The sequence below is a fragment of the Streptacidiphilus alkalitolerans genome, assembly GCF_042511045.1.
Classification (GTDB): Bacteria; Actinomycetota; Actinomycetes; order Streptomycetales; family Streptomycetaceae; genus Streptacidiphilus; species Streptacidiphilus alkalitolerans.
The window spans coordinates 283627-309332 of sequence record NZ_JBHEZX010000004.1 but is presented as its reverse complement, the minus strand read 5'-3'; the positions used below and the strand labels follow the sequence as shown (position 1 = coordinate 309332).

19 protein-coding genes are annotated in these 25706 nt (G+C 73.5%); 18 read left to right on the top strand and 1 reads right to left on the bottom strand.

The window, feature by feature from the left end:
• Positions 1-2 precede the first annotated feature (2 nt).
• The 5 genes from ACEZDG_RS10855 to ACEZDG_RS10835 all read left to right on the top strand — a co-directional run bounded on the left by ACEZDG_RS10855 (position 3) and on the right by ACEZDG_RS10835 (position 5815).
• Positions 3-1382: an ABC transporter substrate-binding protein gene (locus tag ACEZDG_RS10855; RefSeq protein WP_380506176.1), complete on the top strand. Its 1380-nt coding sequence runs from the start codon at positions 3-5 to the stop codon at positions 1380-1382.
• 89 nt (positions 1383-1471) lie between these two features.
• Positions 1472-2440 carry a carbohydrate ABC transporter permease gene (locus ACEZDG_RS10850; RefSeq protein ID WP_380506169.1) on the top strand — a complete coding sequence of 323 codons (969 nt, stop codon included), beginning with the start codon at positions 1472-1474 and terminating at the stop codon, positions 2438-2440.
• Between the two features lie 35 nt (positions 2441-2475).
• Positions 2476-3372 carry a carbohydrate ABC transporter permease gene (locus tag ACEZDG_RS10845; protein ID WP_380506166.1) on the top strand — a complete coding sequence of 299 codons (897 nt, stop codon included), beginning with the start codon at positions 2476-2478 and terminating at the stop codon, positions 3370-3372.
• Positions 3372-4670 carry a 6-phospho-beta-glucosidase gene (locus ACEZDG_RS10840; RefSeq protein WP_380506163.1) on the top strand — a complete coding sequence of 433 codons (1299 nt, stop codon included), beginning with the start codon at positions 3372-3374 and terminating at the stop codon, positions 4668-4670. Before ACEZDG_RS10845 ends, ACEZDG_RS10840 begins: the two co-directional genes overlap by 1 nt.
• Positions 4671-4756: 86 nt before the next feature.
• On the top strand, positions 4757-5815 hold the full coding sequence (locus ACEZDG_RS10835; protein WP_380506915.1) for an N-acetylglucosamine kinase: 1059 nt from the start codon (positions 4757-4759) through the stop codon (positions 5813-5815).
• 76 nt (positions 5816-5891) lie between these two features.
• Here the strand turns inward: ACEZDG_RS10835 and ACEZDG_RS10830 are convergent, their stop codons facing one another.
• On the bottom strand, positions 5892-6266 hold the full coding sequence (locus ACEZDG_RS10830; RefSeq protein WP_380506160.1) for a cupin domain-containing protein: 375 nt from the start codon (positions 6264-6266) through the stop codon (positions 5892-5894).
• Positions 6267-6377: 111 nt separating this feature from the next.
• On the opposite strand from ACEZDG_RS10830, the gene ACEZDG_RS10825 reads away from it, so the two are divergent.
• From ACEZDG_RS10825 to ACEZDG_RS10765, 13 genes are all read left to right on the top strand, one after another.
• Positions 6378-6827, top strand: coding sequence for a MarR family winged helix-turn-helix transcriptional regulator (locus tag ACEZDG_RS10825; RefSeq protein WP_380506157.1), 450 nt, complete (start codon positions 6378-6380; stop codon positions 6825-6827).
• 83 nt (positions 6828-6910) lie between these two features.
• Positions 6911-7609, top strand: a complete 699-nt coding sequence (locus tag ACEZDG_RS10820) for a hypothetical protein (protein WP_380506154.1) — start codon at positions 6911-6913, stop codon at positions 7607-7609.
• A 111-nt stretch (positions 7610-7720) separates the two neighbouring features.
• Positions 7721-9067, top strand: a complete 1347-nt coding sequence (locus ACEZDG_RS10815; RefSeq protein WP_380506151.1) for a hypothetical protein — start codon at positions 7721-7723, stop codon at positions 9065-9067.
• 17 nt (positions 9068-9084) lie between these two features.
• A complete protein-coding gene (locus ACEZDG_RS10810) occupies positions 9085-10032 on the top strand; it encodes a glutamate ABC transporter substrate-binding protein (protein ID WP_380506148.1) in 948 nt (315 codons plus the stop codon).
• A gap of 79 nt (positions 10033-10111) precedes the next feature.
• Positions 10112-11422 carry a hypothetical protein gene (locus ACEZDG_RS10805; protein WP_380506145.1) on the top strand — a complete coding sequence of 437 codons (1311 nt, stop codon included), beginning with the start codon at positions 10112-10114 and terminating at the stop codon, positions 11420-11422.
• Positions 11423-11456: 34 nt separating this feature from the next.
• On the top strand, positions 11457-14111 hold the full coding sequence (locus tag ACEZDG_RS10800; protein WP_380506142.1) for a serine/threonine-protein kinase: 2655 nt from the start codon (positions 11457-11459) through the stop codon (positions 14109-14111).
• Positions 14112-14504: 393 nt separating this feature from the next.
• Complete coding sequence (locus ACEZDG_RS10795) at positions 14505-15563, top strand: PP2C family protein-serine/threonine phosphatase (protein WP_380506138.1); 1059 nt, start codon at positions 14505-14507, stop codon at positions 15561-15563.
• 3 nt (positions 15564-15566) lie between these two features.
• Positions 15567-16943: a vWA domain-containing protein gene (locus ACEZDG_RS10790; protein ID WP_380506135.1), complete on the top strand. Its 1377-nt coding sequence runs from the start codon at positions 15567-15569 to the stop codon at positions 16941-16943.
• 85 nt (positions 16944-17028) lie between these two features.
• Positions 17029-18009 carry an FHA domain-containing protein gene (locus ACEZDG_RS10785; protein WP_380506132.1) on the top strand — a complete coding sequence of 327 codons (981 nt, stop codon included), beginning with the start codon at positions 17029-17031 and terminating at the stop codon, positions 18007-18009.
• A 29-nt stretch (positions 18010-18038) separates the two neighbouring features.
• On the top strand, positions 18039-18443 hold the full coding sequence (locus tag ACEZDG_RS10780) for a globin (RefSeq protein ID WP_380506129.1): 405 nt from the start codon (positions 18039-18041) through the stop codon (positions 18441-18443).
• Between the two features lie 110 nt (positions 18444-18553).
• Positions 18554-21952, top strand: coding sequence for an FtsX-like permease family protein (locus ACEZDG_RS10775; protein ID WP_380506127.1), 3399 nt, complete (start codon positions 18554-18556; stop codon positions 21950-21952).
• Positions 21949-24708, top strand: coding sequence for an ABC transporter permease (locus ACEZDG_RS10770; protein ID WP_380506124.1), 2760 nt, complete (start codon positions 21949-21951; stop codon positions 24706-24708). The genes ACEZDG_RS10775 and ACEZDG_RS10770 overlap by 4 nt, the downstream gene beginning before the upstream one ends.
• Entirely contained in the window at positions 24705-25703 is a 999-nt protein-coding gene (locus tag ACEZDG_RS10765) for an ABC transporter ATP-binding protein (protein ID WP_380506121.1), read from the top strand. The genes ACEZDG_RS10770 and ACEZDG_RS10765 overlap by 4 nt, the downstream gene beginning before the upstream one ends.
• Positions 25704-25706: the final 3 nt, after the last annotated feature.

The following is a 25706-nucleotide window of genomic DNA, read 5'->3' as shown; positions in this document are numbered from 1 at the left end:
CCGTGACGACCTCTCCCTCCGAGAGATTCCGCAATGTGCGCCTCGGCCGCGCCACCGCGGTACTGGCCTGCACCGCCGCTCTCACGCTCACCGCGGCGGCCTGTACCGGAAGCAGCAGCAGCACCGGCAGCAAGGGTGACGTCGGCAGCTCCGCCGCCCCGGTGACGATCACCTTCTGGCACGGCTGGAGCGCCCCCAACGAGCTCAAGGCGATCAACACCAGCATCGCCGCGTTCGAGAAGGCCAACCCGAACATCAAGGTCAAGGCGGTCGGCAACGACACCGACGACAAGGTGAACCAGGCGCTGCGGGCCGGCGGCGCCAACGCCCCGGACGTCGTCTCCACCTTCTCCACCAACAACGTGGGCCAGTACTGCAGCAGCCACGCGTTCGCGGACCTGACCCCGTTCATGAAGGCGGACGGCCTCGACCCGGTCAAGACCTTCCCGAAGTCGATGCTGGACTACACCAACTACAAGGGCGACCAGTGCGCGCTGCCCCAGCTGGGCGACGCCTTCGGCCTCTACTACAACACCGACATGTTCAAGGCCGCCGGCATCGCCTCCCCGCCGAAGACCCTGAGCGAGTTCGACGCGGACGCGGTCAAGCTCACCAAGGTGAGCGGCGACAGCTACAGCCAGCTCGGCTTCATGCCGAACTTCCACGGCTACGAGACCCAGTCCGAGCACCTGCTCGGCCAGTGGGGCCCGACCTACTTCACCTCGGACGGCAAGTCCAACGTCGCCAAGGACCCGGCCTTCACCCAGATGCTGACCTGGCAGCAGGGCCTGGTGAAGCAGCTCGGCGGCTTCACCAAGCTGGAGAAGTACCGCAACACCTTCGGCGACGAGTTCAGCGCCAAGAACCCGTTCGAGACCGGCAAGGTCGCGATGGCGATGGACGGTGAGTGGCGGGTCTCGATGATCAAGGGCGACGCCCCCGACCTGCACTACGCCACGGCGCCGTTCCCGGTCCCGGACGCGCTGGCCAGCACCTACGGCCGCGGCTACCAGACCGGCACCATCATCGGCATGAACGCCAAGAGCACCAAGCAGGCCGCCGCCTGGAAGTTCCTGAAGTTCATGACCACGGACACCCCGATGCTGGTCCAGTTCGCCAACGCGATCTCCAACGTGCCGAGCACCTTCGACTCGCTGAAGGACCCGGCCCTGGACCACTCGGCGCAGTTCCAGACCTTCCTGGACATCGCCAACAACCCCAACACCAACACCACCCCGGCCACCGTCAACGGCGGCAAGTACCTGACCTCCATTCAGAACTTCGAGTACGACTTCGAGTCCGGCAAGGTGAAGAACCTGCAGTCCGGTCTGAGCGGCCTCGCCACCACGATCGACAACGACCTGGCCCAGGCCGGCCAGTAGTCCCGGAGCAGCACGGGCCGGTGTCCGCGAGGGCACCGGCCCCCTCCCCCGCCCCTCCCTGCTCGTCCTGACCTGGTGGTGACACTCAGATGGCAACCCCACAGAGCGCTGTGCGCCTGCCGGTTCCGCCCGCCCTGCGCCGCAAGCGCCGCAAGGAGCTGTCGACCGCGGTCGGCTTCCTCTCCCCCTGGCTGATCGGCTTCGCGGTCTTCTTCGCGTACCCGCTGATCGCCACGGTGTACTTCTCGTTCACCCACTACACCGGTTTCGACGCGCCGGTCTGGGTGGGCCTGAAGAACTACACCTATGTCCTGACCAAGAACGCGGACTTCTGGCAGGCCGCCCGCAACACGGCCTGGCTGGTCGTGGTGATGGTGACGCTGCGCACGCTCTTCGGGCTCGGCATCGGCCAGCTGATCATCAAGGTGAAGAGCGGCGCGGGCTTCTTCCGCACCGCGTTCTACCTGCCCTACCTGGCCCCGCCGGTGGCGGCGACCATCGGCTTCGCCTTCCTGTTCAACCCGGGCACCGGACCGGTCAACCACTTCCTCGGCGAGGCGGGCCTGCCGCAGCCGGGCTGGTTCACCGACCCGAACTGGTCCAAGCCCTCGCTGGTGCTGCTCACTCTGTGGGGCATCGGCGACCTGATGGTCATCTTCATGGCCTCGCTGCTGGACGTCCCGCAGGAGCAGTACGAGGCGGCCTCGCTCGACGGCGCGTCCGCATTCCAGCGCTGGCGCTACGTCACCTTCCCCAACATCACCCCGATCATCATGTTCGCGGTGGTCACCGGGGTGATCCAGACCATGCAGTTCTACACCCAGGCCATCGTCGCGGGGCAGGTCGCCTCCGGCGTGGTCGGCAACTCCGGGCAGCCGTTCCAGCCGGGCTACCCGAGCGGTTCCACCTGGACCCTGCCGCAGCTGGTCTACAACGTCGGCTTCCAGAACTTCGACTACGGCTCGGCCTGCGTCATCTCGATCATTCTCTTCGTGGTCGCGATGGCCTTCACCACTCTCCTCATGCGCCGCCGTTCCGGTCTCATGGGCGAGGACTGAGCACTGTGTCCACCGAAAGCAGAGGTGTTCCCACCATGACCGACACAGTCGTCCGGTCCCGCAGCGGCGTCCAGTCCAGCTCGACCGCGGCCTTGCGCCGCAGCAAGCGGCAGCGCCGGCTGGAGTGGATCGCGGTGCACTCGGTCGCCATCACCGTGGCCCTGATCTTCATCCTGCCGTTCGTCTTCCTGTTCCTGACCTCGGTGATGACCGACGACCAGGCGCTGACCACGGACTTCTGGCCGCACCACTGGGTCTGGAGCAACTACCGGACGGTCTTCAACGTCCCCGGCTTCGGCACCTGGTGGAAGAACACCATCGAGTACGCCGTGCTCGGCACCGTGCTCACCGTGGTCTCCTCGGTACCGGTCGCCTACGCGCTGGCGAAGTTCCGCTTCCCCGGCCGCCGGCTGGCCATGCTGCTGGTCATCTCGATGATGATGCTGCCGCCGCAGGTCATCATCATCCCGATGTACCTGTTCTGGGCCAAGCAGATGCACCTGGACGGCACGCTCTGGCCGCTGATCATCCCGATGGCCTTCGGCGACGCGTACTCCATCTTCCTGCTGCGCCAGTTCCTGCTGACCATCCCCAAGGAGTACCTGGACGCGGCCAGGGTCGACGGCTGCGGCGAGCTGCGGACGCTGATCAAGGTCGTGCTGCCGATGGCCAAGCCGGCCATCTCCGCGGTCGCCCTGTTCCAGTTCTTCAACTGCTGGAACGACTACTTCGGACCGCAGATCTACGCCTCCGACAACCCCGCGGCCTGGACCCTCTCCTACGGGCTGCAGTCCTTCCACGGGGCGCACCAGACCAACTGGAACATGACGATGGCCGCCACCCTGCTGGTCATGGCACCGGTCATCATCGTCTTCTTCTTCGCACAGAAAGCCTTCATCGAAGGCGTGACACTGACAGGGGTCAAGGGCTGATGAGCCGCACCACCGCACCTTCAGGCTCCGGCCCGCTCAAGCTCGTCGTCGTCGGCGGCGGGTCCACCTACACACCGGAGCTGATCGACGGCTTCGCCCGGCTGCGGGACTCGCTGCCGATCGGCGAGCTGGTCCTGGTCGACCCGGCCGCCGACCGGCTCGAGCTGGTCGGCGGGCTGGCCCGGCGGATCTTCGCCAAGCAGGGCCACCCCGGCCTGATCACCACCTCCACCGACCTGGACGCCTCGGTGCAGGACGCCGACGCGGTGCTGCTGCAGCTCCGGGTCGGCGGACAGGCCGCCCGCGGCCAGGACGAGACCTGGCCGCTGGAGTGCGGCTGCGTCGGCCAGGAGACCACCGGCGCCGGCGGCCTGGCCAAGGCGCTGCGCACGGTCCCGGTGGTGCTGGACATCGCCGAGCGGGTGCGCCGGGCCAACCCGGACGCCTGGATCGTCGACTTCACCAACCCGGTCGGCATCGTCACCCGGGCCTTGCAGACCGCCGGGCACAAGGCCGTCGGCCTGTGCAACGTGGCCATCGGCTTCCAGCGGAAGTTCGCCGGGCTGCTCGGGGTCGCCCCGGAGCGGATCCAGCTGGACCACGTCGGACTGAACCACCTCACCTGGGAGCGCGGGGTCCGCCTGGACGGCCGGGACGTGCTGCCGGAGCTGCTGGAGAACTTCGGCCCCGCCATCGCCGCGGACCTGGAGCTGCCGCTGTCGCTGGTGCGGCAGTTGGGCACGGTGCCGTCGTACTACCTGCGCTACTTCTACGAGCACGACAACGTGGTCGCCGAGCTCAAGGTCAAGGGCTCGCGGGCGTCCGAGGTCGCCGCGATCGAGAAGCAGCTGCTGGAGATGTACGGCGACCCGGCGCTGGACGAGAAGCCCGAGCTGCTGGCCAAGCGCGGCGGCGCGTTCTACTCCGAGGCGGCGGTCAACCTGGTCGCCTCGCTGCTCGGCACCGGTTCGCCGGCAGGCGCGGTCCAGGTGGTCAACGTCCGCAACGACGGCACCCTGCCGTTCCTGGCCGACGACGCGGTGATCGAGGTCCCGGCCACCGTGGGCCGCGACGGCGCCGTGCCGCTGGCCGTGCCGACGGTGGAGCCGCTGTACGCCGGGCTGATCGCCCATGTCACGGCGTACGAGCAGCTGGCGCTGACCGCGGCCCTGCACGGCAGCCGGGACCGGGTGTTCCAGGCCCTGCTGGCGCACCCGCTGATCGGCCAGATCGATCTCGCGGACCAGTTGACGGACCGTCTGATCGCGCACAACCGCGAGCATCTGGCATGGGCGTGACGGCAACTGGCGAACGGTCCACGGGGAAAGAAAGCGACAATGCGTTGACGCACATTCAGGGTGGTCCGGACTCGGTCGGCAATCCGATCGGGTCCGGCAGCACCGGCGCCGTCGGACAGGAGCTGGTGCTCGGCGTCCTGGCCATCGACGCCGGGAACAGCAAGACCGACGTGGCCCTGGTCAGCGCCGAGGGCCAGGTGCTCGGCACCGCCAGGGGCGGCGGCTTCGTCCCGCACCAGATCGGCTCGGACGCCGCGGTGGCCGCGCTCGCCCCGCTGGTGCTCGCCGCGGCGGCGGAGGCCGGGTTCGACCTCACGGCCGGTCAGGGCCCGCTGGCCACCCATGTCTCGGCCTGCCTGGCGAACGCCGACCTCCCGGTCGAGGAGCAGCTGCTGCAGGAGCTGATAGCGGGCTACGGCTGGTCGAAGACCACCGTGGTCGCCAATGACACCTTCGCGCTGCTGCGCTCCGGCACCGACGCCCCGCGCGGGGTGGCGGTGGTCTGCGGCGCCGGCATCAACTGCGTCGGCCTGCTGCCGGACGGCCGCACCGCGCGGTTCCCGGCGCTGGGCATGATCACCGGTGACTGGGGCGGCGGCGGCGGACTGGCCAACGAGGTGATGTGGGCGGCCTCCCGGGCCGAGGACGGGCGCGGCCCTGACACCGCGCTGGCCGCGGCCGCGGCGGCGCACTTCGGGCTGCCGAGCGCGAGCGCGGTGGCGGAGGCGGTGCACCTCGGCGCGATCGCCGACGCCCGGCTGCACGAGCTGGTGCCGGTGCTGTTCGCGGTGGCCGAGGCCGGGGACCCGACCGCGCTGGCGCTGATCGACCGTCAGGCCGAGGAGATCGTCCGGCTCGCGGTGGTCGCCCTGGGCCGGCTCGACCTGCTGGACTCGCCGGCCGACGTGGTGCTCGGCGGCGGCGTCCTCGCCTCCCGGCAGCCGCTGCTGCTGGACGGCGTCAACGCACGGCTCGCGGCGGACGCCCCGTACGCGGTGCCGCGCATCGTGACCACCCCGCCGGTGGTGGGAGCGGCCCTGCTGGGCCTGGACCACCTCGCCGCGGCGGGTCTGAGCAGCACGCCCGGAGCACAGGAGCGCCTGCGCGCCTCCTATGCGCTGCGGCGTGCGGCACGCGCTGTCTGAGGGGGCGGCGCGAGCCTTCGAGAAGGGGTCCGGCGGGGTGCACTCCCGCCGGGCCCTTCGTTCGTTCTCTTGCTGCTCAGTTCGCCCAGGGCGGGGTGAGGGTGCTGCCGTCGGGGAGGGTGGCGGTGAGGCCGACGCTGGTGGTGACCCAGGTGGTGGCCGTGTCGGTGCCGAGGTTGTCCAGGCCGAACAGGGATCCGGCCGGGACGATCACGGTGTCCCCGGCGCCCAGGTCGGCGGACTCCCCGTCGATGGTGAAGCGGAGCGCGCCGGACAGCACATGGATCACCTCCTCATGGCTGACGGTGTGCGGCACCCCGACCGTCCCGGCCGGGACCTCGCCCTGCCAGGCGGCGATCTGCCGGCTCCCGGTGCCGGAGTTGGCGTGGGCGGTGAAGCGGACGCCGTGGATCTCATGGACGACGGCCTGGTGGCCGCGGACGTAGGGCATGGGGATGCCTCCTTCGAAAATGGTCAAGCTGCTTGTCTTTCCCTGGAGACAGTCAAGCTGCTTGTCCATTTTTAGTCAAGTGGCTTGTCCATGTATGGAAGACTGCGCACCATGGACACCAGCGGCGACATCCACGCCCTCCCCTATCTGCTGCTCGCGCTCAACGGCGAACTCGTCGCCGGGATCCAGGCCGGCACCGCGGCCCGCGGCTTCGACGACATCCGCCCCGTGCACGGCTACGCCTTCGTCCGCATGAGCGGGAACGGCGCCACCGTCAGCGCGCTCGCCGAGTACCTGGGCTTCACCAAGCAGGCCGCCAGCCAGCTGGTCGAGGAGCTGATCGGCAAGGGCTACGTCGAACGGCTTCCGCACCCCCGCGACGCCCGGGCCCGCCTGATCGTCCTCACCGAACGCGGCCGTGCCTGCACCCGCGCCGCCGACGCGGCGGCTGCCGAGACCGTCCGCCCCTGGATCGACGCGCTGGGCCAGGACCGGTTCCACGCCCTGGTCGCCGATCTGGCCCGGCTGGACCCCCGGGGGCCGATCCGCCCCGGCTGGTAACCCGTTGCCGAGCGGCCCCGAAGACGCGATGATCAGGCGTTCTTACCAGTTGTCAGATGAACGCCAGGGGACATTCCACCGTTATGCGCCGCTCCGTCCGTACCCTCGCCGCCGGCTCCGCACTCGCAGCGGCACTGCTGACCGCGAGCTGCCAAGCCAAGGAGCCAACCCCGACTCCCACCCCGACTCCCACCCCGGCCACCACCCCGGCCGCGACCACCACCACGGCCGCACCGGTCACCGCCGCCGCGCTCCCCACCGGGCCGGTCACCGCCGCGCAGCTGGTCGCCGCGCTGCCGCCCCGGCCCGCCGGGGCCAAGGCCTGGGCCGGACGCGGCGGCCCCAGCGGCGCGCTGACCCAGAAGCAGTACCTCACGGTGGAGTTCGGGGCGGCCGAAGCGCCGAAGGCACTGGCCGCCGAGCGGCAGCTCGGGCTGCGGTCCGGAGCCCAGCGGGCCTGGCAGCAGCGGAACGGGACCCAGGTGCTGGTGACCTTCGGCGACTACCGGGACCGGACCGGGGCGAAGGCCGCCTACCTGCAGATCGAGGCCGCCCTGGAGCAGGACGACGCCGGGGCCACCGACTTCACCCTGCCCGGCGCCGCCGACAGCTACGGGATCGGCACCGCCGCCGGGAGCGAGCTGCTGGTGCTGGCCGGGAGCGAGCTGCTGCACGTCGAGGTCAAGTCGCCGGACTCGGTGGGCACGGCCAAGGCGGTGGCGCTGCAGGCCTACGGCAACCTGTGCCGGCTCTCCGACTGCACCGCGGGCAGCACCAGCTGATCGTCACAGCTGGGCGACGAAACCTCAAGATCCACGCAAGTCCCGTGTGGATGTCACAGGGGTTGGCCATACTGCTCCCAAAGGCCGCAGCAGGGGAAGGGGGCGCGACTGATGGCGACGCCGGTACAGGCCAACCGTCCGGAGTGGGACAGGGGCGGAGGGACGGCCGTGCTGCCCGCGCCGCGGGCGCGGCGGGGTCCGCGCAGCACGCCGCCGCGGCGGCTGTGGACCACCGGCTCCCTGCTGGCACTGCTCGCGGTGCTGTTCGGCGCGCTGACGGTGACCCAGGTGGTGCAGAGCTCCGCCGCGGCCTCCAGCGTGGTGAACCACAGCCAGCCGCTGAGCGACGACGCGGCCCAGATCTTCCACTCGCTCGCGGACGCGGACACCACCGCGGCGACCGGTTTCCTGCAGGCCGGCAATGAGACCAGGGCGGTGCAGCAGCAGTACAGCGCCGACATCAAGACCGCCTCCACGCTGCTGGCCCAGGCCGCGGCGAGCACCTCGCCGTCCGACCCCGGGCAGAAGCAGATCCAGCTGCTCAACGCCCAACTGCCGGTCTACACCGGCCTGGTGGAGACCGCGCGGGCGGATGACCGGCAGGGCCTGCCGCTCGGCGGGGCCTATCTGCGCTTCGCGTCCGGGCAGCTGCAGGACACCATGCTGGTCGAGGCGCAGTCCCTCTACACCGCCGAGACCGCGCGGCTGCACCGGGACTACAGCGACGCGCAGGCGCTGCCCTGGGCCGCGATCGGCCTCGGGCTGATCACCCTGGCGGCCCTGGTCTGGGCCCAGGTGCGACTGTTCCGCCAGACGAACCGGGTGCTCAACGTCGGCCTGGTACTGGCCACCGGGGCCACCGCGGTGGCGCTGCTGTGGCTGGTGACGGCGCAGAGCCTGGCCGCGTCCGACCTCAGGGCGAGCAACACCAGGGGCGCGGCGCCGCTGCAGGTGCTGAACGAGGCGCGGATCAAGGCGCTGCAGTGCCGCGGCGCGGAGAACCTCAACCTGGTGGCCCGCGGTTCCACCGACGCCTACGAGACGGCCTGGAGCAAGGACAGCGCGCAGCTCGCGGGCAGCAGCGGCTTCCTGGCCGAGGCCACCTCGATGACCGGCGCCGACCCGGCCGCGCAGCAGACCGTCAAGGCCGCCGCCGCCGCGTTCACCACCTGGCAGCAGCGGCACGACACGGCCAAGACCGCCAATGACAGCGGCGACTACACCAAGGCCGTGGACACCACCATCGGGTCCACCCCGAACACCACCAGCGCGGCCTTCAGCCAGCTGGACGCCCAGCTGAACAGCGCGATCGACCGCGAGCGGGCCAACTTCCACACGCTGGCCGGGAACGGACGCGACGACACCGCGCTGCTGGCCGAGGGCGCGGGAGTACTGGCGCTGGTCGCCGCGGCCGGTGCCCTGCTGGGGATCAACCGCCGAGCGGCGGAGTACCGATGACGAGGGGGGCGAGGGTCGTGACACGGACCAGGGTGGCGGTACTGGCGGCCGGGGGCCTGCTGCTCGGCTCGGTGCTGCTGCCGGGGAGCTCCGCGGCCGAGCCGCGGAACACTCCGGCGGCGGCCCGGGCCGGCATCCGGCTCGTGCCCGAGGACGCCACGTGCGCTCCGCAGCAGCTCAACACCAGCCTGACCCCGAGCAGCTCCGACGCCGGTCCCGACGTCCAGCGGATCATCAAGCGCGGCAAGCTGATCGCCGGCATCGACACCAACAGCTACCTCTGGGGCTTCCGCAATCCGACCGACGGCAGCCTGCAGGGCTTCGACATCGACCTGGTGCACGCCCTGGCCAAGTCGATCCTCGGCAACGCCGACGCGGTGGAGTTCCTGGCCGTGCCGACCGCCAACCGGGTCTCGGCGCTGCAGCAGGGCCAGGTCGACGTGGTGGTGCGGACCATGACCATCTCCTGCGACCGGCTGTCCCAGGTGGCCTTCTCGGTGCCCTACTTCAACGCCGGGCAGGAGATCGTGGTCCCCAAGTCCTCCTCGATCACCGGGTTCAACGACACCCTCAAGGGCAAGAAGGTCTGCGCGGCGACCGGTTCCACCGCCGCCGACATGCTGAAGGACCCGGCCAAGAACCACGGGGAGACGGTGTTCCCGGTGGCGAACCAGCTGGACTGCCTGGTGCAGATGCAGCTCGGCAACGTCGACGCCACCATCACCGACAACGCGCTGGGCGCGGGCCAGGTGGCCCAGGACCCGACCATCCACCTGGTCGGCGGACCGCTGGACCAGGAGGTGTACGGGGTGGCCATGAAGCTGGGCTCGGACGACCTGGTGCGCCGGGTCAACTACGTCCTCAAGGACTACTTCACCGGTCAGTGGACCGCCGAGTACCAACGCTGGCTGACGCCGCTGGGCAGCACGCCCCCGCCGGCGCCGGTGCCGCACTTCGCGAACTGATTCATTACCCGAACGGACGCCGATCTGACAATCTGACGACCAGGAAAAGAAAGCACCGAGCGAGACGAATGGCGGGCGGATGGCGCTGACAGGACCCAACGGTCCGGTGATGACCCGGGAGGAGGTGGACCGTACCCTGACGCGCCTCGGCGCCGAGCGGGACGCAGTCGAGGCCTCGCTGCTGGCACTGCAGGACCACCCGGGCCGCCGGCTGCTGGAGGGCGCCGAGCTGTCAGGACGCACCCGTGAGCGCTGGTCCGAGGCCGAGCCCGGCCTCGGACTGCTCTGGTCGATGTTCGACACCTACTCCGAGGCCCTGGCCGCCGCCCGGGCGGTCCGCTCCCGCCGGGCCCGCCCCGGCCAGTCCGAGCTGTACGAGATGACCGAGCTGCTGCGCGGACGCGGCGTCACCGTCTCGGCCGGGCAGCTGCCGCAGGGCGGCCTGCACATCACCGGCAGCACCAGGATGAGCGAGCAGGTCAGCCTCACCGAGCTGGTCGAGCGGATGAACACCTGGTACGGGCGGATCATCGAGGTGGCCTCCGCCGCCGACGCGGTCTGGACCGCGCTGCCGGCCCGGATCGACCTGCTCTCGGCCGAGTTGGGCCGGGTCCGGGCGCTGGCCCGCTCGGTCGGCGTGCACCCCGGCGAGCACCCGGCCGGGGACGCGCTGGAGGAGATGGCCAAGGAACTGGCGGCGCTGCGCGGCGAGGTCGTCGCCGACCCGCTGGCGTTCTGGGTGCCGAGGCCCGGTGCCGGAACCGGCGCGCCGGGCGGCTCCGGTTCCGCGCCGGGCACGGTCGACACCGGCCGCTACGACCGGGCCGCCCGCACCGTGGACGGCCTGCGGGTGCAGCTGGAGGACCTGCTGCGGCTGCGCGACGACGCCGACGAGCGGCTCGAGGGCATCGGCGAGACGCTGGCCCGCGCCGACGCCACCCTGGCCGAGGCCAGGCGGGCCCGCGGCGAGGTGCTGGCGAAGATAGCGTCCACCGAGGTCCCGGCCGTACCGGGACCGGCCAGCGCGATGCGGGAGCGGCTGGCCCAGGCCGACCAGCTGCGCCGGCACGGGCAGTGGCACCGGCTCGGACCGCTGCTGGACACTCTGGAGGGGGCGGCGCAGCGCGAGCTGCAGCGGGCCAGGGAGTCACTGACCTCGGTGACCGCGCCGCTCGCGATACGCGCCGAGCTGCGCGGCCGGCTCGACGCCTACAAGGCGATGGCGGCGCGGCTCGGGGTCTCCGAGGACCCGGAACTGATCGAGCGTTACGACCAGGCACGGCGGATGCTCTGGAGCGCACCGTGCGACCTGCGGGCGGCCGAGTACGCGGTGATGCGCTATCAGCAGACCCTCCGGCCCACGGCCGGACCCGGCAGGAACTCAGTATGACCACCGAGGCAGGAACGACAGGGGGACGGCAGGGATGACGGCGACGACGGGCACACCGTGCACACGGCCCGACTGCGGCGGCAGCGGAGTGATCGACGCGGACGGCTACTGCACCGAGTGCGGCCTCGCACCCGCCGCGGTGCCGGCCCAGGCAGCAGCCCAAGCGGCGGCACCATGCACCCGCCCCGACTGCACCGGCAACGGGGTCATCGACGCCGACGGCTACTGCACCGAGTGCGGCCTCGCACCTGCGCCGGTCCAGGCCCAGCCGCTGGGCAGCGTGCCCGCGCAGGCGTCCGCCCGCTCGACCAGCACCTCCCGAGGGTCCTCCCGTTCGCTCTCCGGGCGCTCCCGCTCCACCCGGACCGGCTCGGCGCGCTCCTCGGTCTCGGTGCGCAGCACCCGCGGCAGCACCTCGACCTCCAGCCGGGGGGCGCTCGGCGCCGGGCTGGTGACGGTCCCTCCGGTGCCGCGCCCCGACCCGCGCAGCATGGTGCTGGTGAACCCCGAGGTGCCCGAGCGCAAGCGCTACTGCAGCAAGTGCGAGGCCCCGGTCGGCCGCTCCCGGAACGGCAACGTCGGCCGCCCCGAGGGCTTCTGCACCAAGTGCGGCACCGAGTACTCGTTCACCCCCAAGCTCTTCGCAGGCGACCTGGTCGGCGGCCAGTACGAGGTGGTCGGCTGCCTGGCGCACGGCGGCCTGGGCTGGATCTACCTCGGCATCGACCGCCGGGTCAACGACAAGTGGGTGGTGCTCAAGGGCCTGCTGGACACCGGTGACGAGGAGGCCCTCGCGGTCGCCATCGCCGAGCGCCGCTACCTGGCCGAGGTGGACCACCCCAACATCGTCCGCATCATCAACTTCGTCGAGCACCCGGACACCCGCAAGGGCACCGTCGACGGCTACATCGTGATGGAGTACGTCGGCGGCAAGTCGCTCAAGGACATCGCCGACGAGCGGCGCGGCCCGGACGGGCGGCGCACCCCGCTGGCGGTGGAGCAGGCCATCGCCTACGCGCTGGAGGCGCTGCCCGCGCTGGGCTACCTGCACAGCCGGGGGCTGGTCTACTGCGACTTCAAGCTGGACAACGTGATCCAGTCCGAGGACCAGCTGAAGATCATCGACATGGGCGCGGTGCGCCGCCAGGACGACGACGGCGCGATCTACGGCACCATCGGCTACCAGGCCCCCGAGATCGCCACCGACGGCGTCTCCCCCGCCTCCGACCTCTACACCGTGGCCCGCTCGCTGGCCGTGCTGACCTTCGACTTCCAGGGCTTCTCCACGGTCTACCGGGACACCCTGCCCGGGCCCGAGGACGTCGAGGTCTTCGCCCAGTACGAGTCCTTCTACCGGCTGCTGGTCCGGGCCACCGACCCCGACCCCGACAAGCGCTTCTCCTCGGCGCAGGAGATGGCGGAGCAGCTCACCGGCGTGCTCCGGGAGATCCTGGCGCTGCAGGACGAGCGGCCCCGTCCCGCCCTTTCCACCCTGTTCGGCCCCGAACTGCGGGTGGTGGACACCGAGTTGGTCGGCCCGGCCAGCTTCGACGCACCGGGCCGCACGGCCCGCGGCCGGCGCGACCGGACCACGGCGCAGCCGGCTGCCCCGCTCCCGGTACAGGCCGCGCCGCCCGCCGCCCCCGCCGCACCGGTGCCCACCGCCGGCGGCGCGGTCCGCACCGCGACCCTGGTCGGCGTCCCCGCGCTCGGGTTCGCGCCCGGCACCGCGCCGCAGGTGCTGCCGCTGGACGCGCGGCAGTCCGCGCTGGCGCTGCCGGTCCCCCGGATCGACGCCGCCGACCCCAACGCCGGGTTCCTGGCCGCGCTGATGGCCACCGCGCCCGCCGACGTCATCGCGGCACTGCGGTCCGCCCCGGTCAACTCGGTCGAACTGCGGCTGCGGGAACTGCGCGCCCTGGTCGAACTGGGCGACCTGGCCGCCGTGGACGCCGCCCTGAGCAGCCTCTCCGCCGACCACCCCGACGACTGGCGGGTGGTCTGGTACCGGGGCCTCGCGGCCCTGGTCGCCTCCGGCACCAGCTCCGGCCCCGACCCGCTGGCCGCGGCCCGCGCCGCCGCCGACTCCTTCGACGCCGTCTACGACGCGTTCCCCGGCGAGGCCGCGCCCAAGCTGGCGCTCGGCCTCTGCGCCGAGGCGCTGGGCGAACGGGAGGACGCCGCCGAGTTCTACCGGCTGGTGTGGACCACCGACCGCGCGTACGTCAGCGCGGCGTTCGGCCTGGCCCGGGTACGGCTCGCGGCCGGCTACCGGGTCGGCGCGGTGCAGGCGCTGGAGTCCGTGCCGGAGACCTCCAACCACTACGTCGCCGCGCGGGTCGCCGCGGTCCGGGCCCGGCTGCGCGAACGCTCGGCGGCGGAGCCGCTGCGGAGCGACCTCGACGCCTGCGCCACGCAGCTCGGCGGGCTCGGCCTGGACGCGCGGCGGCGCGAGGAACTGTCCGTCGAGGTGCTGGGCAAGGCCCTCGGCTGGGTCCTCGCCGGACGGCCCGACGGGCCTGCGGGCGCAGGACCGATTCTGCTGCTGGGGCATCCGGCCGAGGAACGGGAACTACGGTTCGCACTGGAGCAGTCGTACCGGGTACTGGCGCGTCTCGCGGAACAGCCGGAGAAGCGGATCGAGTGGGTGGAGCGGGCCAACCGCACCCGGCCCAGGACGTGGGTGTAAGCGCAGATGGATCAGTTGACCCTTTCCTGTCCGAACTGCGCGCAGCCGGTCGGCGAGTCGGACCGCTTCTGCGAAGGCTGCGGTGTGGACCTCCGTTCCCAAGCCGCCACCGCTGCAGGCCCGGGCGGTCGCGCGGGCGCGCCTGGCGGCGCAGGCCCCGCGGGCGCGCCGGGCTTCCCCTCCGGGGCGGCACCTGCGGTGGGCCACGCGGCAGCGATCGGCGCCGCAGGCGCACCCGCCGGGGTGGGGGGTGGCATACCGCCTGTGCCTGGGGGGATTCCGCCGTTGCCTGCGGGGCCACCGCCCGGCGGCGGGGCTGCGGCGGATCCTCGTGGGGGGCGGCACGCCGTACCGCCGCAGGCGCCTGCCGAGCCGGGGAGCACCGGCGACTTCGTGCTGGCCGCACCCTCCGGCCTGCTGGTGAGCGAGACGGACGACGAAGAAGAGGACCACGCGCCGACCGAGCCCAACCCCGTCATCCCGCCACCACCCCCGGGCAACGGCCCGGTCTGCGTGGGCTGCGGCGCCCACCGCATCGACGCGGACGGCTACTGCGAGGGCTGCGGCCGGGCCCAGCCCCGGCCGAGGGACCATCAGGAACGCGCGCTCGCAGGCGTCACCGGGGTCAGCGACCGGGGCCACCGGCACCACCGCAACGAGGACGCCTTCGCGGTCGCGGCCACCTCCCGTCCCGGCGGCGTCCCCGCCGTGGTCGCGGTGGTGTGTGACGGCGTGTCCTCGGCGACCCGTCCTGACGAGGCGTCACAGGCCGCCGCCGACACGGCGAGCGAGCACCTGCTGGAGTCGCTCGAATCCGGCGCCGACCCCAAGTCGGCGATGCACGACGCGATCATGGCCGCGGCCCAGCGCGTGGAGGACCTGGCCTCGGAGGGCCCGCGCGAGCCCAGCCGCAACTCCCCCGCCTGCACCATCGTCAGCGCCGTCGCGGTCGGCCCGGAGGTGACCCTCGGCTGGGTGGGCGACAGCCGGGGCTACTGGTTCCCGGACGCCCGGTCCACCTCGGAGCGGCTGACCCTGGACGACTCCTGGGCGGCCCGGATGGTCGAGGCCGGCCTGATGGGCGAGGCCGAGGCCTACGCGGACCCGCGGGCGCACGCCATCACCGGCTGGCTGGGGGCGGACGCGGTGGAGGTCGAGCCGCACACCCTGGTGTTCACGCCCCCCGCCCCGGGCGTCGTGCTGATCTGCACCGACGGCCTGTGGAACTACTGGGAGGCCGCCGAGGACCTGGCCGCGATCGTCCCGGCGGACGCCCGGACCCGGCCGCTGGAGGCCGCGCGGGAACTGGTCCGGTTGGCCTGCGAGCGCGGCGGGCACGACAACATCACCGTGGCCGTCCTCCCCTGCCTCCCGATCAAGGCGCCATCGTCCTACACACCGACCGAGCTCTCGCTGCCCGTCCTGGGCGCGGGAGAGAAGCGGGAGAGCTGACCCATGGCCAGGCTCACGAAGTCCAACCTGCCCCAGTTCGCCGTCGACATCTTCCAGAACGAGTACCTGGCGGAGGGCGCCCGCGAGGTCAACGCGATCGTCACGGTCACCGCGACCGGCGGCGGCACCAGCGGCTCCACCAGCGCGTCCGTCAGCGCCTCCGTCAGCTCGCAGTCGGCCGCGGCGGCCCTGAGCGACGGCCCGGACGCCGCCGTGGTGATCATGGTCGACTGCTCGGGGTCGATGGACTACCCCGCCGCGAAGATCCACGCCGCCCGCGAAGCCACCGCCGCCGCGATCGACGCGGTGCGCGACGGAGTGGCCTTCGCCGTGATCGCCGGGACGCACGAGGCCAAGGAGGTCTACCCGGGCTCCGGCCAGCTCGCGGTCTCGCACCCGGGCAGCCGGGAGGAGGCCAAGCAGTCGCTGCGCCGGCTCACCCCGGGCGGCGGCACCGCCATCGGCACCTGGCTGAGCAAGGCCGACCAGCTGTTCCTGTCCCGCCGGGACATCTCGATCCGGCACGGCATCCTGCTCACCGACGGCCGCAACGAGCACGAGAAGCCGGCCGACCTGCAGCGCACCCTGGACCGGGTGCAGGGCCACTTCACCGCGGACTGCCGCGGCGTCGGCACCGACTGGGAGGTCGAGGAGCTGCGCCGGATCTCGTCCGCCCTGCTCGGCACGGTCGACATCGTGGCCGACCCGGCCGGCCTCGCCGACGACTTCCGGTCGATGATGGAGAACGCCATGGGCAAGGAGGTGGCCGACGTCGCCCTGCGGGTCTGGACCCCCGCCAACGCCTCGGTGAAGTTCGTCAAGCAGGTCGCCCCCGCCGTGGAGGACCTGACCGGCCGCCGCAAGGACACCGCGCCCCGGGCCGGGGACTATCCCACCGGGTCCTGGGGGGACGAGAGCCGCGACTACCACGTCTGCATCGAGGTCCCCTCGGCCGCCGTGGGCAGCGAGATGCTGGCCGGGCGGATCAGCCTGGTGGTGCCGCAGCCGGACGGGACCAGCGAGGTGCTGTCGCAGGGCCTGGTCAAGGCCGTCTGGACGGACGACATCTCGGCCTCGACCAAGATCAGCCCGCAGGTCGCGCACTACACCGGGCAGGCCGATCTGGCGAATGCGATCCAGGAGGGCATGGACGCGCACCGGCGCGGGGATGTCGACAATGCGACCTCCAAGCTGGGCAAGGCCGTCCAGCTGGCACACGAATCGGGCAATGAGGACACCTTCCGGCTCTTGGCCAAGGTGGTGGACGTGGTCGACGCGAAGGAAGGTACCGTTCGATTCCGTAAGAACGTCAGCGAGGCCGACTCGATGACGTTGGAGACACGGTCGACGAAGACCGTACGCGTCAAGAAGACTCCGTAATCCGCGAGCGCGACGAGACGTAGCGACACAGAGCAGCAGGCCACCCGGCCGGGCGCTGCACCCACGAGCCAGAGGGGGGCTCCCCATGCCGATCTGCCCGCAAGGTCATGATTCGCCGACCGCCGACTACTGCGACTACTGCGGTTGGCCGATAGCCGAGCAGGGGCAGCAGCCTGCTCAGCAACAGCAGCCTCAGCACCAGCACCAGCAGTGGGGAGCCCCGGAGCCGGCGCCGCAGACGGCCGGGCTGGAGATGTGCCCGATCTGCGCCACGCCGCAGACCGGCCGCTACTGCGAGGAGTGCGGGTACGACTACGACCTCGCGTCCCCCTCCCGCCGCGCCCAGCAGCAGCCGCCGCAACCCCAGCAGGGTTACGGCCAGCCCCAGCCCCAGCAGGGCTACGACCCCGGCTACGGCCAACCGCAGCAGCAACCCCAGCAGGGCTACGGCCAGCCCCAGCAGCAGCCCGGCGGCTACCGGCAGCCCACCCAGCCGCCGGCCCCCGCCGCCCCCTCGCCCCCGTACGGGGTCGCGGCCGGGACCTACGGCGGGGTGCAGTACTCGACCGGCGACACCAGCGGCGGCTTCGGCACCGACTTCCTGCTGCAGCCCCCGCAGGAGTCCCAGCCGGGCCAGCAGTCCCGGCCGGTCGGCCGGGGCACCTGGGTGGCGACGGTGGCCGCCGACCGCGACTACTTCAACGACATGATGGCCCGCAGCGGCCCCGACGCGGCCGGGCTGTACTTCCCGCCGTACTCGCAGGACCGCCGGGTGCCGATGACCGGGCGCGGCCAGCTGCGGATCGGCCGGCGCAGCCACCAGCGCGGCACCGTCCCGGAGATCGACCTGTCCACGGCGCCCGAGGACCCGGGGGCCTCGCACCAGCACGCCCTGCTCCAGGAGCAGCCGGACGGCGGCTGGGTGGTGATCGACCAGGACTCCACCAACGGCACCACCCTCAACGGCGCCCCGGACGCGCTCCCGGCCCACGTCCCGCACCCGCTCAAGGACGGCGACCGGATCCACGTGGGCGCCTGGACCACCATCACCGTCCACCACGCCTAGGACTCACCGCAGTCTGGGAGGATGAGGCCGTGGACCAGATCAAGCGGGGAACGGTGCAGACGGAGACCTTCTACGAGCAGGTCGGCGGGGAACCGACGTTCCGGCGGCTGGTGGGGGCGTTCTACCAGGGTGTGGCCGGGGATCCTGAGCTCCGGGCGATGTACCCGGAGCAGGACCTCGGCCCCGCCGAGGAGCGGCTGACCCTGTTCCTGATGCAGTACTGGGGCGGTCCGCGCACCTACAGCGACAACCGGGGCCACCCCAGGCTGCGGATGCGGCACGCGCCGTTCACCGTGGACCGCGCGGCGCACGACGCCTGGCTGCGCCACATGCGGGCGGCGGTGGACGGGCTGGGGCTGGCCGAGGAGCACGAGCAGCAGCTGTGGGACTACCTGGTCTATGCCGCCGCTTCGATGGTCAACACCCCGGACTGATCCCAGCAATCCTGTTCATCCCCAGGAAACCCTTCCGCCACCACTGGCCCCCGTGACAGGATCGCCCGCGAACAGCACGCGGGGGCGGAACGGGAGTACGGGGGAACACGGTGGTCGGCTATGTGCTGCTGCGGCTGCGCGCACACCGGCTGCTGCTCGCCGCCGCCCTGCTGACCGTGCTGCTGACCACCAGCGTGCTGGCCGCGCTGGCCGGGTTCACCTCCTCGGTGGGCGACGCCGGGGTGCGCCGGACCCTGGCCACCACCGACGCCGCCGGGACCCCGCTGCTGCTCCACCGCAGCCTCGGCTACCAGGACCGGGCCAAGGCCGACGCCGAGGCGAGAGCGGTCGCCGCCCGGGCCTTCCCCGGGCTGCCGACCGCGATCCGCTCGCTGGCCCAGTCCGACCCCTACAGCCTGCCGACCCCGGGGGCCGGCAACGACCCCGACGTGACCGTGCTGGGCAGTCTGGACCGGTCCCGGCTGCGGCTGGTCAGCGGCAGCTGGCCCGGGGCGGCGGAACCGGGCGGGCCGGTGCCGGTGGCGGTGCCGAGCACGGTGGCCGCGCGCTTCGGCAGCGACGGCGCGGCGGTGCGGCCGGGGACCGAGCTCACCCTCAAGGACCGGGTCGGCGGCGGCCCGCTGCGGATCCTGATCACCGGCAGCTACCGCCCGGCCGACAGCACCGACCGCTACTGGCAGCTGGACCCGCTGGCCGGCAAGGGCTCCTCGGGCAGCGCCGCCGGATCGACCTACGGGCCGCTGCTGGTCGACGACGGCTCCTTCGGCAGCGGCGCGGTCCCCGAGTACCAGGCGAGCTGGCAGCTGGTCCCCGACTTCAGCACCCTCGGCAGCGACCGGCTGGGCCCGCTGGCCGACGCCAACCGGGCCGCCGTGGCCCGGCTGTCCGGCGCGCAGGGGGCGAGCAGCGGCTTCACCGGCAGCACCCTGCTCCCCGACCTGCTCACCCAGCTCCGCGGCAGCCTGGTGGTGGCCCGCTCCACCCTGCTGGTGGGCGTGCTGCAGCTGACCCTGCTGGCGCTGATGACGCTGCTGCTCGCGGCCAGGCTGCTGGTCGAGGAGCGGGAGGACGAGAACGCCCTGCTGCGGGCCCGCGGCGCCGCCCCGGCCCGGCTGGCCCGGCTGGCCGCGCTGGAGGCGGTGCTGCTGGTCCTGCCCGCCCTGCTGCTGTCGCCGCTGCTCGCCGGACCGCTGATCCGGCTGCTCGGCAGTTACGGTCCGCTGGCCTCGGCCGGGGTGCGGCTGGACGGCCCGCTGCCGGCCTCCGCCTGGTGGGCCGCGCTGGCGGCGGCCTGCGGCAGCGCGCTGGTGGTGGTCGGCCCGACCCTGGTCCGGGCCAGGAGCTGGTCCGAGCAGAAGCGGCGGCGGACCCGGCGGGCCACCCTGCCCGGGGTGCTGCGCGGGGGCGCCGACCTGGCCCTGGTGGCACTGGCCGCCGCCGCGTACTGGCAGCTCGCGCACGGCTCCGGCAGCGGGGCGCTGAGCCAGGACAGCCAGGGACGGCTCGGGGTGGACCCGGTGCTGGTGGTCGCCCCGACGCTGGCGCTGTGCGCCGGGACGGTGCTGGCGCTGCGGCTGCTGCCGCCGGCCGCCCGGCTGGCCGAGCGGCTCTCGGCCCGGGGCCGGGGCCTGCCCGCGGCGCTGGTCGGCTGGCAGGTGGCGCGCAGGCCGCAGCAGGGCGCGGGACCGGTCCTGGTGCTGGCGCTGGCGGCGGCGATCGGCACCCTGGCGCTGGGCCAGAGCGCGACCTGGCAGCGGTCCCAGGCCGACCAGACCGCCTTCAACACCGGCGGCGACATCCGGGTGGTCAGCGGCGGCGGCCCCAGCTTCGGCCAGGGCGGCGGCTACAGCGCGCTGCCCGGGGTGGCCTCGGTGGTGCCGGTGGGACGCCAGTCGGTGTCGCTGAGCGGGGACCGGCTCGGCGAGCTGATCGCGCTGGACACCCGGACCGAGGGCGGCCGGTACCCGCTGCGTCCCGACCTGGCCGGGCCGGACGCCGCCGCGCTGCTGGCGCCGCTGGCCGACCCGCCCCGGCCCGCCGCCGCGCTGGGCATCGCCCTGCCCGGCCGGCCGCACCGGCTCACCCTGGACGTCAGCGCCGCGCTGACCGCCCTCCCGGGCGCCGCGCCGCGGATGTCCACCCCCACCGACGACCTCACGGTCGAGCTGACCGACCGCTTCGGGCTGCCCTCCCCCGACACCGAGTTCGACCTGCCGACGGACGGCCGCACCCACCGGCTCAGCATCGACCTCGACGCCCTGGCCGGGGGCGGCGTCCCGGCCTATCCGCTGACTCTCAGCCGGATCACCCTGTCCACCCCGGTGTCGGACGCCGGGCCGGTCACCCAGGTGTTCACCGTGCACGCGGTTCAGGCGGACGGCGCCACCGCCGCCTTCCCGTCCGGCCTGGCCTGGGCCGCCCAGGCCGATCCCGGGCAGCCCGAGAGCGCCGTGGCCGCCGACGGGACCCCGGTGGTGCCGCGCTATCGCCCGGGCAGGGTGACCGGCACCGGGGGCGACGCGACCGCCCCGCTCACGCTGACCCTGGACAGCGGGCAGTTCGACGCCCGGTACGGCTCCGGCGCCCCCACCCCCGAGGCAGTGGTCCGCCCGGCCCAGGCCGACCAGCCGCTGCCGCCGCTGAACGGGGTGGCCGACCGGCGCTTCCTGGAATCCAGCGGCGCGAAGGTCGGCGACATCGTCCCGCTGCCCTCGGGCCAGGGCACGGTACGGGTGCGGATCGCCGCCGTGGTCACCGCGCTGCCCGGCACCGGCGCCGCGGCCGAGCAGGGCCTCGGCAGCTCGGCGCTGGTCCGCAGCAGCGGCTACGGCAGCACCGACCCGGCCGCCTACGGCGGGGCGCTGCTGGTGGACCTGGCCGCCTACGACCGCCGGGCCGAGCAGGCGAACGCCACCCTGCTGAGCCCCAGCGAATGGTGGCTGAACACCGGCTCCGACCCGGCCGCCGCGCGGGTCTCCGCGGTGCTGCGGGCCCGGCCGGGCGTCCAGGCCGTGTTCGACCGCGCCCGGATCACCTCGGCGCTGCGGCAGGACCCGCTCGGCACCGGCCCCGAGGCCGCGCTGCTGGCCGCCGTGGCGCTGGCCGTGGTGCTGGCCTCGGTCGGCTTCGGCGCCGCCGCGGCCGGGGCGGTCCGGCGGCGGGCCGGGGAGATCGCGGTGCTGCGGGCGCTCGGGGCGCCGCGGCGGCTGATCGCCCGCAGCACCGCCGCCGAACTGGCGCTGCCGGTGCTGATCGGGGTGGGCGTGGGCCTGGCCCTCGGTGAGGTGCTGACCCGGCTGGTGGTGCCGCTGCTGGTGCTCACCCCGCAGGGGACGCAGCCGGTGCCCGGGGTCCGGGTGCTGCTGCCCGGCGGGCAGCTGTGCCTGCTGCTGGCCGCCATCGCGGCCGTACCGCTGCTGGTCGCGGCGGTGGCCGGGCTGCGCGGCGGCGACCCGGCGCAGCGGCTGCGCCGACCGGAGGAGACATGAGAGGCACCACCCCGCCCGCGCTGGCGCCCTGGACCCTGACCCGGCTGCGCAGCGCCCGCGGCGCGGCGCTGGGGCTGGCCCTGCTGGTGCTGGTCTCGGCCTTCCTGGCCGCCGCGCTGCCGCTGGCCCTGGACCGGGCCGGGGACCGCGCGCTGCGGCAGATCCTGGCCGGGACCGACCCCGCGGGGCACGGGGTCGAGGCACGGGCCGAGTTCGGCGACAAGGGCCTGCCGGTCGCCGACCCCTCGACGGTCAGCCCGGCGCTGCTGGCCGCCGCCCGGGGCGAACTGCTGCCGCTGCTGCGCCGATCGCTGCCGGTCGATCCGGCGGAGAGCAGCTACGGCCTGCACAGCAATGGCCTCAAGGACACCCTCACCGACCCCGGGCTGCCGGTCATCGACGGTCCGGCGCCGGTGCTCACCCTGGACTGGCAGCCGGACCAGGCCCAGCACACCGCCATGGTGTCGGGACGGCTGCCGGCCGACCCGCGCGGCCAAGGCCCGCTGGAGATCGCGGTCAGCGCGGACACCGCCCGCACCCTGGGGCTGCACCTGGGCCAGCTGCTGCACCTGCGCCCGGACCAGGCCGGTCCGGTGCAGCTCAGCGTGGTCGGCATCTACCGCCCGCTGGGCCCGGGCGACACCTACTGGACCGGGGAGCCCGGGCTGCTGAGGCCCGGGCTCGACACCACGCCCTCGCCGTACAGCCTGCAGTACTGGCACGCCGAGGCACTGGTCTCGGCCGGCGCCTTCCCGCTGCTCAACAGCCTGCGCAGCGGCATGGAGGCGTACTGGTGGTTCCCGGTCGCCGACGGCGCCCTCACCGCGCACGCCGTGCCCGCGATCCAGACCCGGCTGGCCGGGCTGCTGACCGGACCCGGGGCGGCCGAGGCGCAGAACCTGCCCATGATCTCCGGCGGGGTCGCCCTCAGCAGTTCGCTGCCGGTGCTGCTGACCCGCTTCACCGACCAGGACGACGCGCTGACCCCGGTGCTCACCGTGGGCGCGGCCGGGACGGTCGGGGTCGGCGCCGCGGTGCTGCTGATGGCGGCCGGGCTGGCCGCCGACCGGCGGTCCCGGGAGCTGGCGCTGCTGCGCGCCCGCGGCGGCAGCATGGGCGCGCTGGCCAGGCGGCTGCTCGCGGAGACCCTGGTCTGCACCACGACGGGCGCGGTGCTCGGCACCGCGCTCGCCCTGGCCCTGCTGCCGAACGGACGGCACGGCACCGCCCTGCTCGCCGCGCTCGCGGTCTGGGGGCTGACCACGCTCGCGGTACCGCTGCGCTCGCTGGCCGCGCACCGCGGGGTCACCGCCGCCGGACGGCCGGAGGAGCTGGTGTCGCAGCGCCCGTCCCGGCGCCGGACCGTGGTCGACCTCACCGTCCTGGTCGCCGCGGTGGCCGCGGCGACCGCGGTGCGGCGGCAGGGCTTCGCCCCCGGCGGCGGGGTGGACCCGCTGCTCAGCGGTGCCCCGCTGCTGCTCGGGGCGGCCGGCGCGCTGCTGCTGATCCGGCTGTACCCGTGGCCGCTGCGGCTGGCGGCGCGTCCGGTGGCCCGGCGGCGCGGGGCGGTCGGCTTCCTCGGCCTGGTCCGGGCCGGACGCGGCTCCGCCGTCGCGTCCGCGCTGCCGCTGCTGGCTGTGCTGCTGGCGCTGACCGTCGCGGTCTTCGGCACCGAGGTGCTCAGCGGCATCGGCAGCGGCCGGGACCGGGCGGTCGCCGCCCAGGTCGGCGCGGACGCCCAGATCGTCTCGGAGCGCTCCCCGCTGCCGCCCGCCCTGGTCGCCGCGGTCCGCCGCAGCCCGGGGGTGCGCTCGGTGCTGGGCGTCCAGCACAGCGCCGACGAGCCGCTCACCGTGCACGGCAACCGGGACGTGTTCGACCTGTACGGGGTCGACCCGGCCGGCTACGCCCGGCTCTCCGGCGCGGACCGGATCGGCCGCTTCGACCCGGCGCTGCTGCGCTACTCCGGCAGCGGCCCGCTGCCGGTGCTGGCCTCGCCCGCGCTTGCGGCGGCGATCGGCCCCGAGCCGATGGCCATGGACGACCAGTTCGGCACCTACCGGATCAAGGTGGTCGGTGTCCTGGACAGCACCCCGTTGGTGAGCAGCGGGGAGTTCATGCTGGTCTCGGGTGCGGCGCTGGCGGCGCTGCCGCCGAGCAGCGTCCACAACGCGCTCGACCCCGCCACGCTGCTGCTCCAGGGCCCGGTGGACGGGAAGGCGCTGCGCGCCGCCGTCGCCAGGACCGCGGGCGACGTGTCGGCCGATGTGCTGGTGCGCTCGGAGCTGCGGGCCCAGCTGGACCACTCGCCGCTGCAGGCCGCGCTGGTCCCGCTCTACGCGGCGACGGTGCTGGCAGCCGCCCTGCTGAGCCTGATGGCGGTGCTACTGTCCTTGCTCCAGGCGGCTCCGGCCCGGTCCTCGCTGCTGGCGGGGCTGCGCACGATGGGGCTGACGCCGGGTCAGGGCTACCGGCTGATCCTGGTGGAGTCGCTGCCGCAGATCCTGGCGGCGGTGGTGGTCGGCACCCTGCTGGGCCTGGCGGCGATCCCGCTGTTCGGCCCCTCGGTGAACCTGGCCGCCCTGGTCGGCGACACCGGCACGGCCCCGGCGGCGGGGCTCCGGGCCGAGGCGCTGCCGCTGCTCGGCCCGGGCCTCGCCCTGCTGCTGCTCGCGGTGGCGGTGGTCCTGCTGGAGGCCGCGGTGATCGGCAGGCGTCAGATCAGCACAGTACTGCGAGCGGGGGACCAGCGTTGAACGACCAGCCAGCCACCGAATCCACCCCGGCCGGATCCACCCCGGCCGAGCCCACCCTGGCCGAGCTCCGCGGACGGGTCAGCGCCGAGCGCGACCGCCCCGCCTACGGGCACGACGCCGTGATCGCCTGCGACCGGCTGGTCCGGATCTTCTCCTCGGACGGGGTGGAGGTGCAGGCCCTGCAGGGCCTGGACCTGACCGTGCCGCAGGGCGAGCTGATGGCCCTGGTCGGCGCGTCCGGCAGCGGCAAGTCCACCCTGCTGCAGATCCTGGCCGGTCTGGACGTGCCCACCGCGGGCAAGGCCACGGTGGCCGGCCGCGACCTGCTGGCGATGAGCGGCAAGGACCGGCTGGCGTACCGGCGCGAGGTGGTCGGCTTCGTCTGGCAGCAGACCGCCCGCAATCTGCTGCCGTTCCTGACGGCCCGGCAGAATGTGACGCTGCCGATGCAGCTGAGCGGCGGCAGCGGCGGCAAGCTGCGCCGGGCCCGCGCCGCGCGGTCCGGTGAGCTGCTGGACCTGCTCGGCGTCGGCCACGCCATGGACCGCCGTCCTGACCAGCTCTCCGGCGGCGAGCAGCAGCGGGTCGCCATCGCCGTGGCGCTGGCCAACCAGCCCTCGGTGCTGCTCGCCGACGAGCCCACCGGCGAGCTGGACTCGGAGACCGGCGCCCAGATCTTCGAGGCCTTCCGCACCGTCAACCGCGAACTCGGCGCGACGGTGGTGATCGTCACCCATGACCTCATGGTCGCCGGGGAGGTCCGCCGCACCGTCGCCATCAGGGACGGCCGCACCAGCTCCGAGGTGCTGCGCCGGCTCGCCACCGACGAGCACGGCGCCGAGTCGGTGGAGGAGCGCGAGTACGCCATGCTCGACCGCACCGGCCGGGTCCAGCTGCCGAAGCAGTTCCTGGAGGCGCTGGGCATGGAGCACCGGGTCGAGGTCTCGCTGGAGCCCGACCACGTCGGCGTCTGGCCGGAGCAGCAGGAAGACTGACCC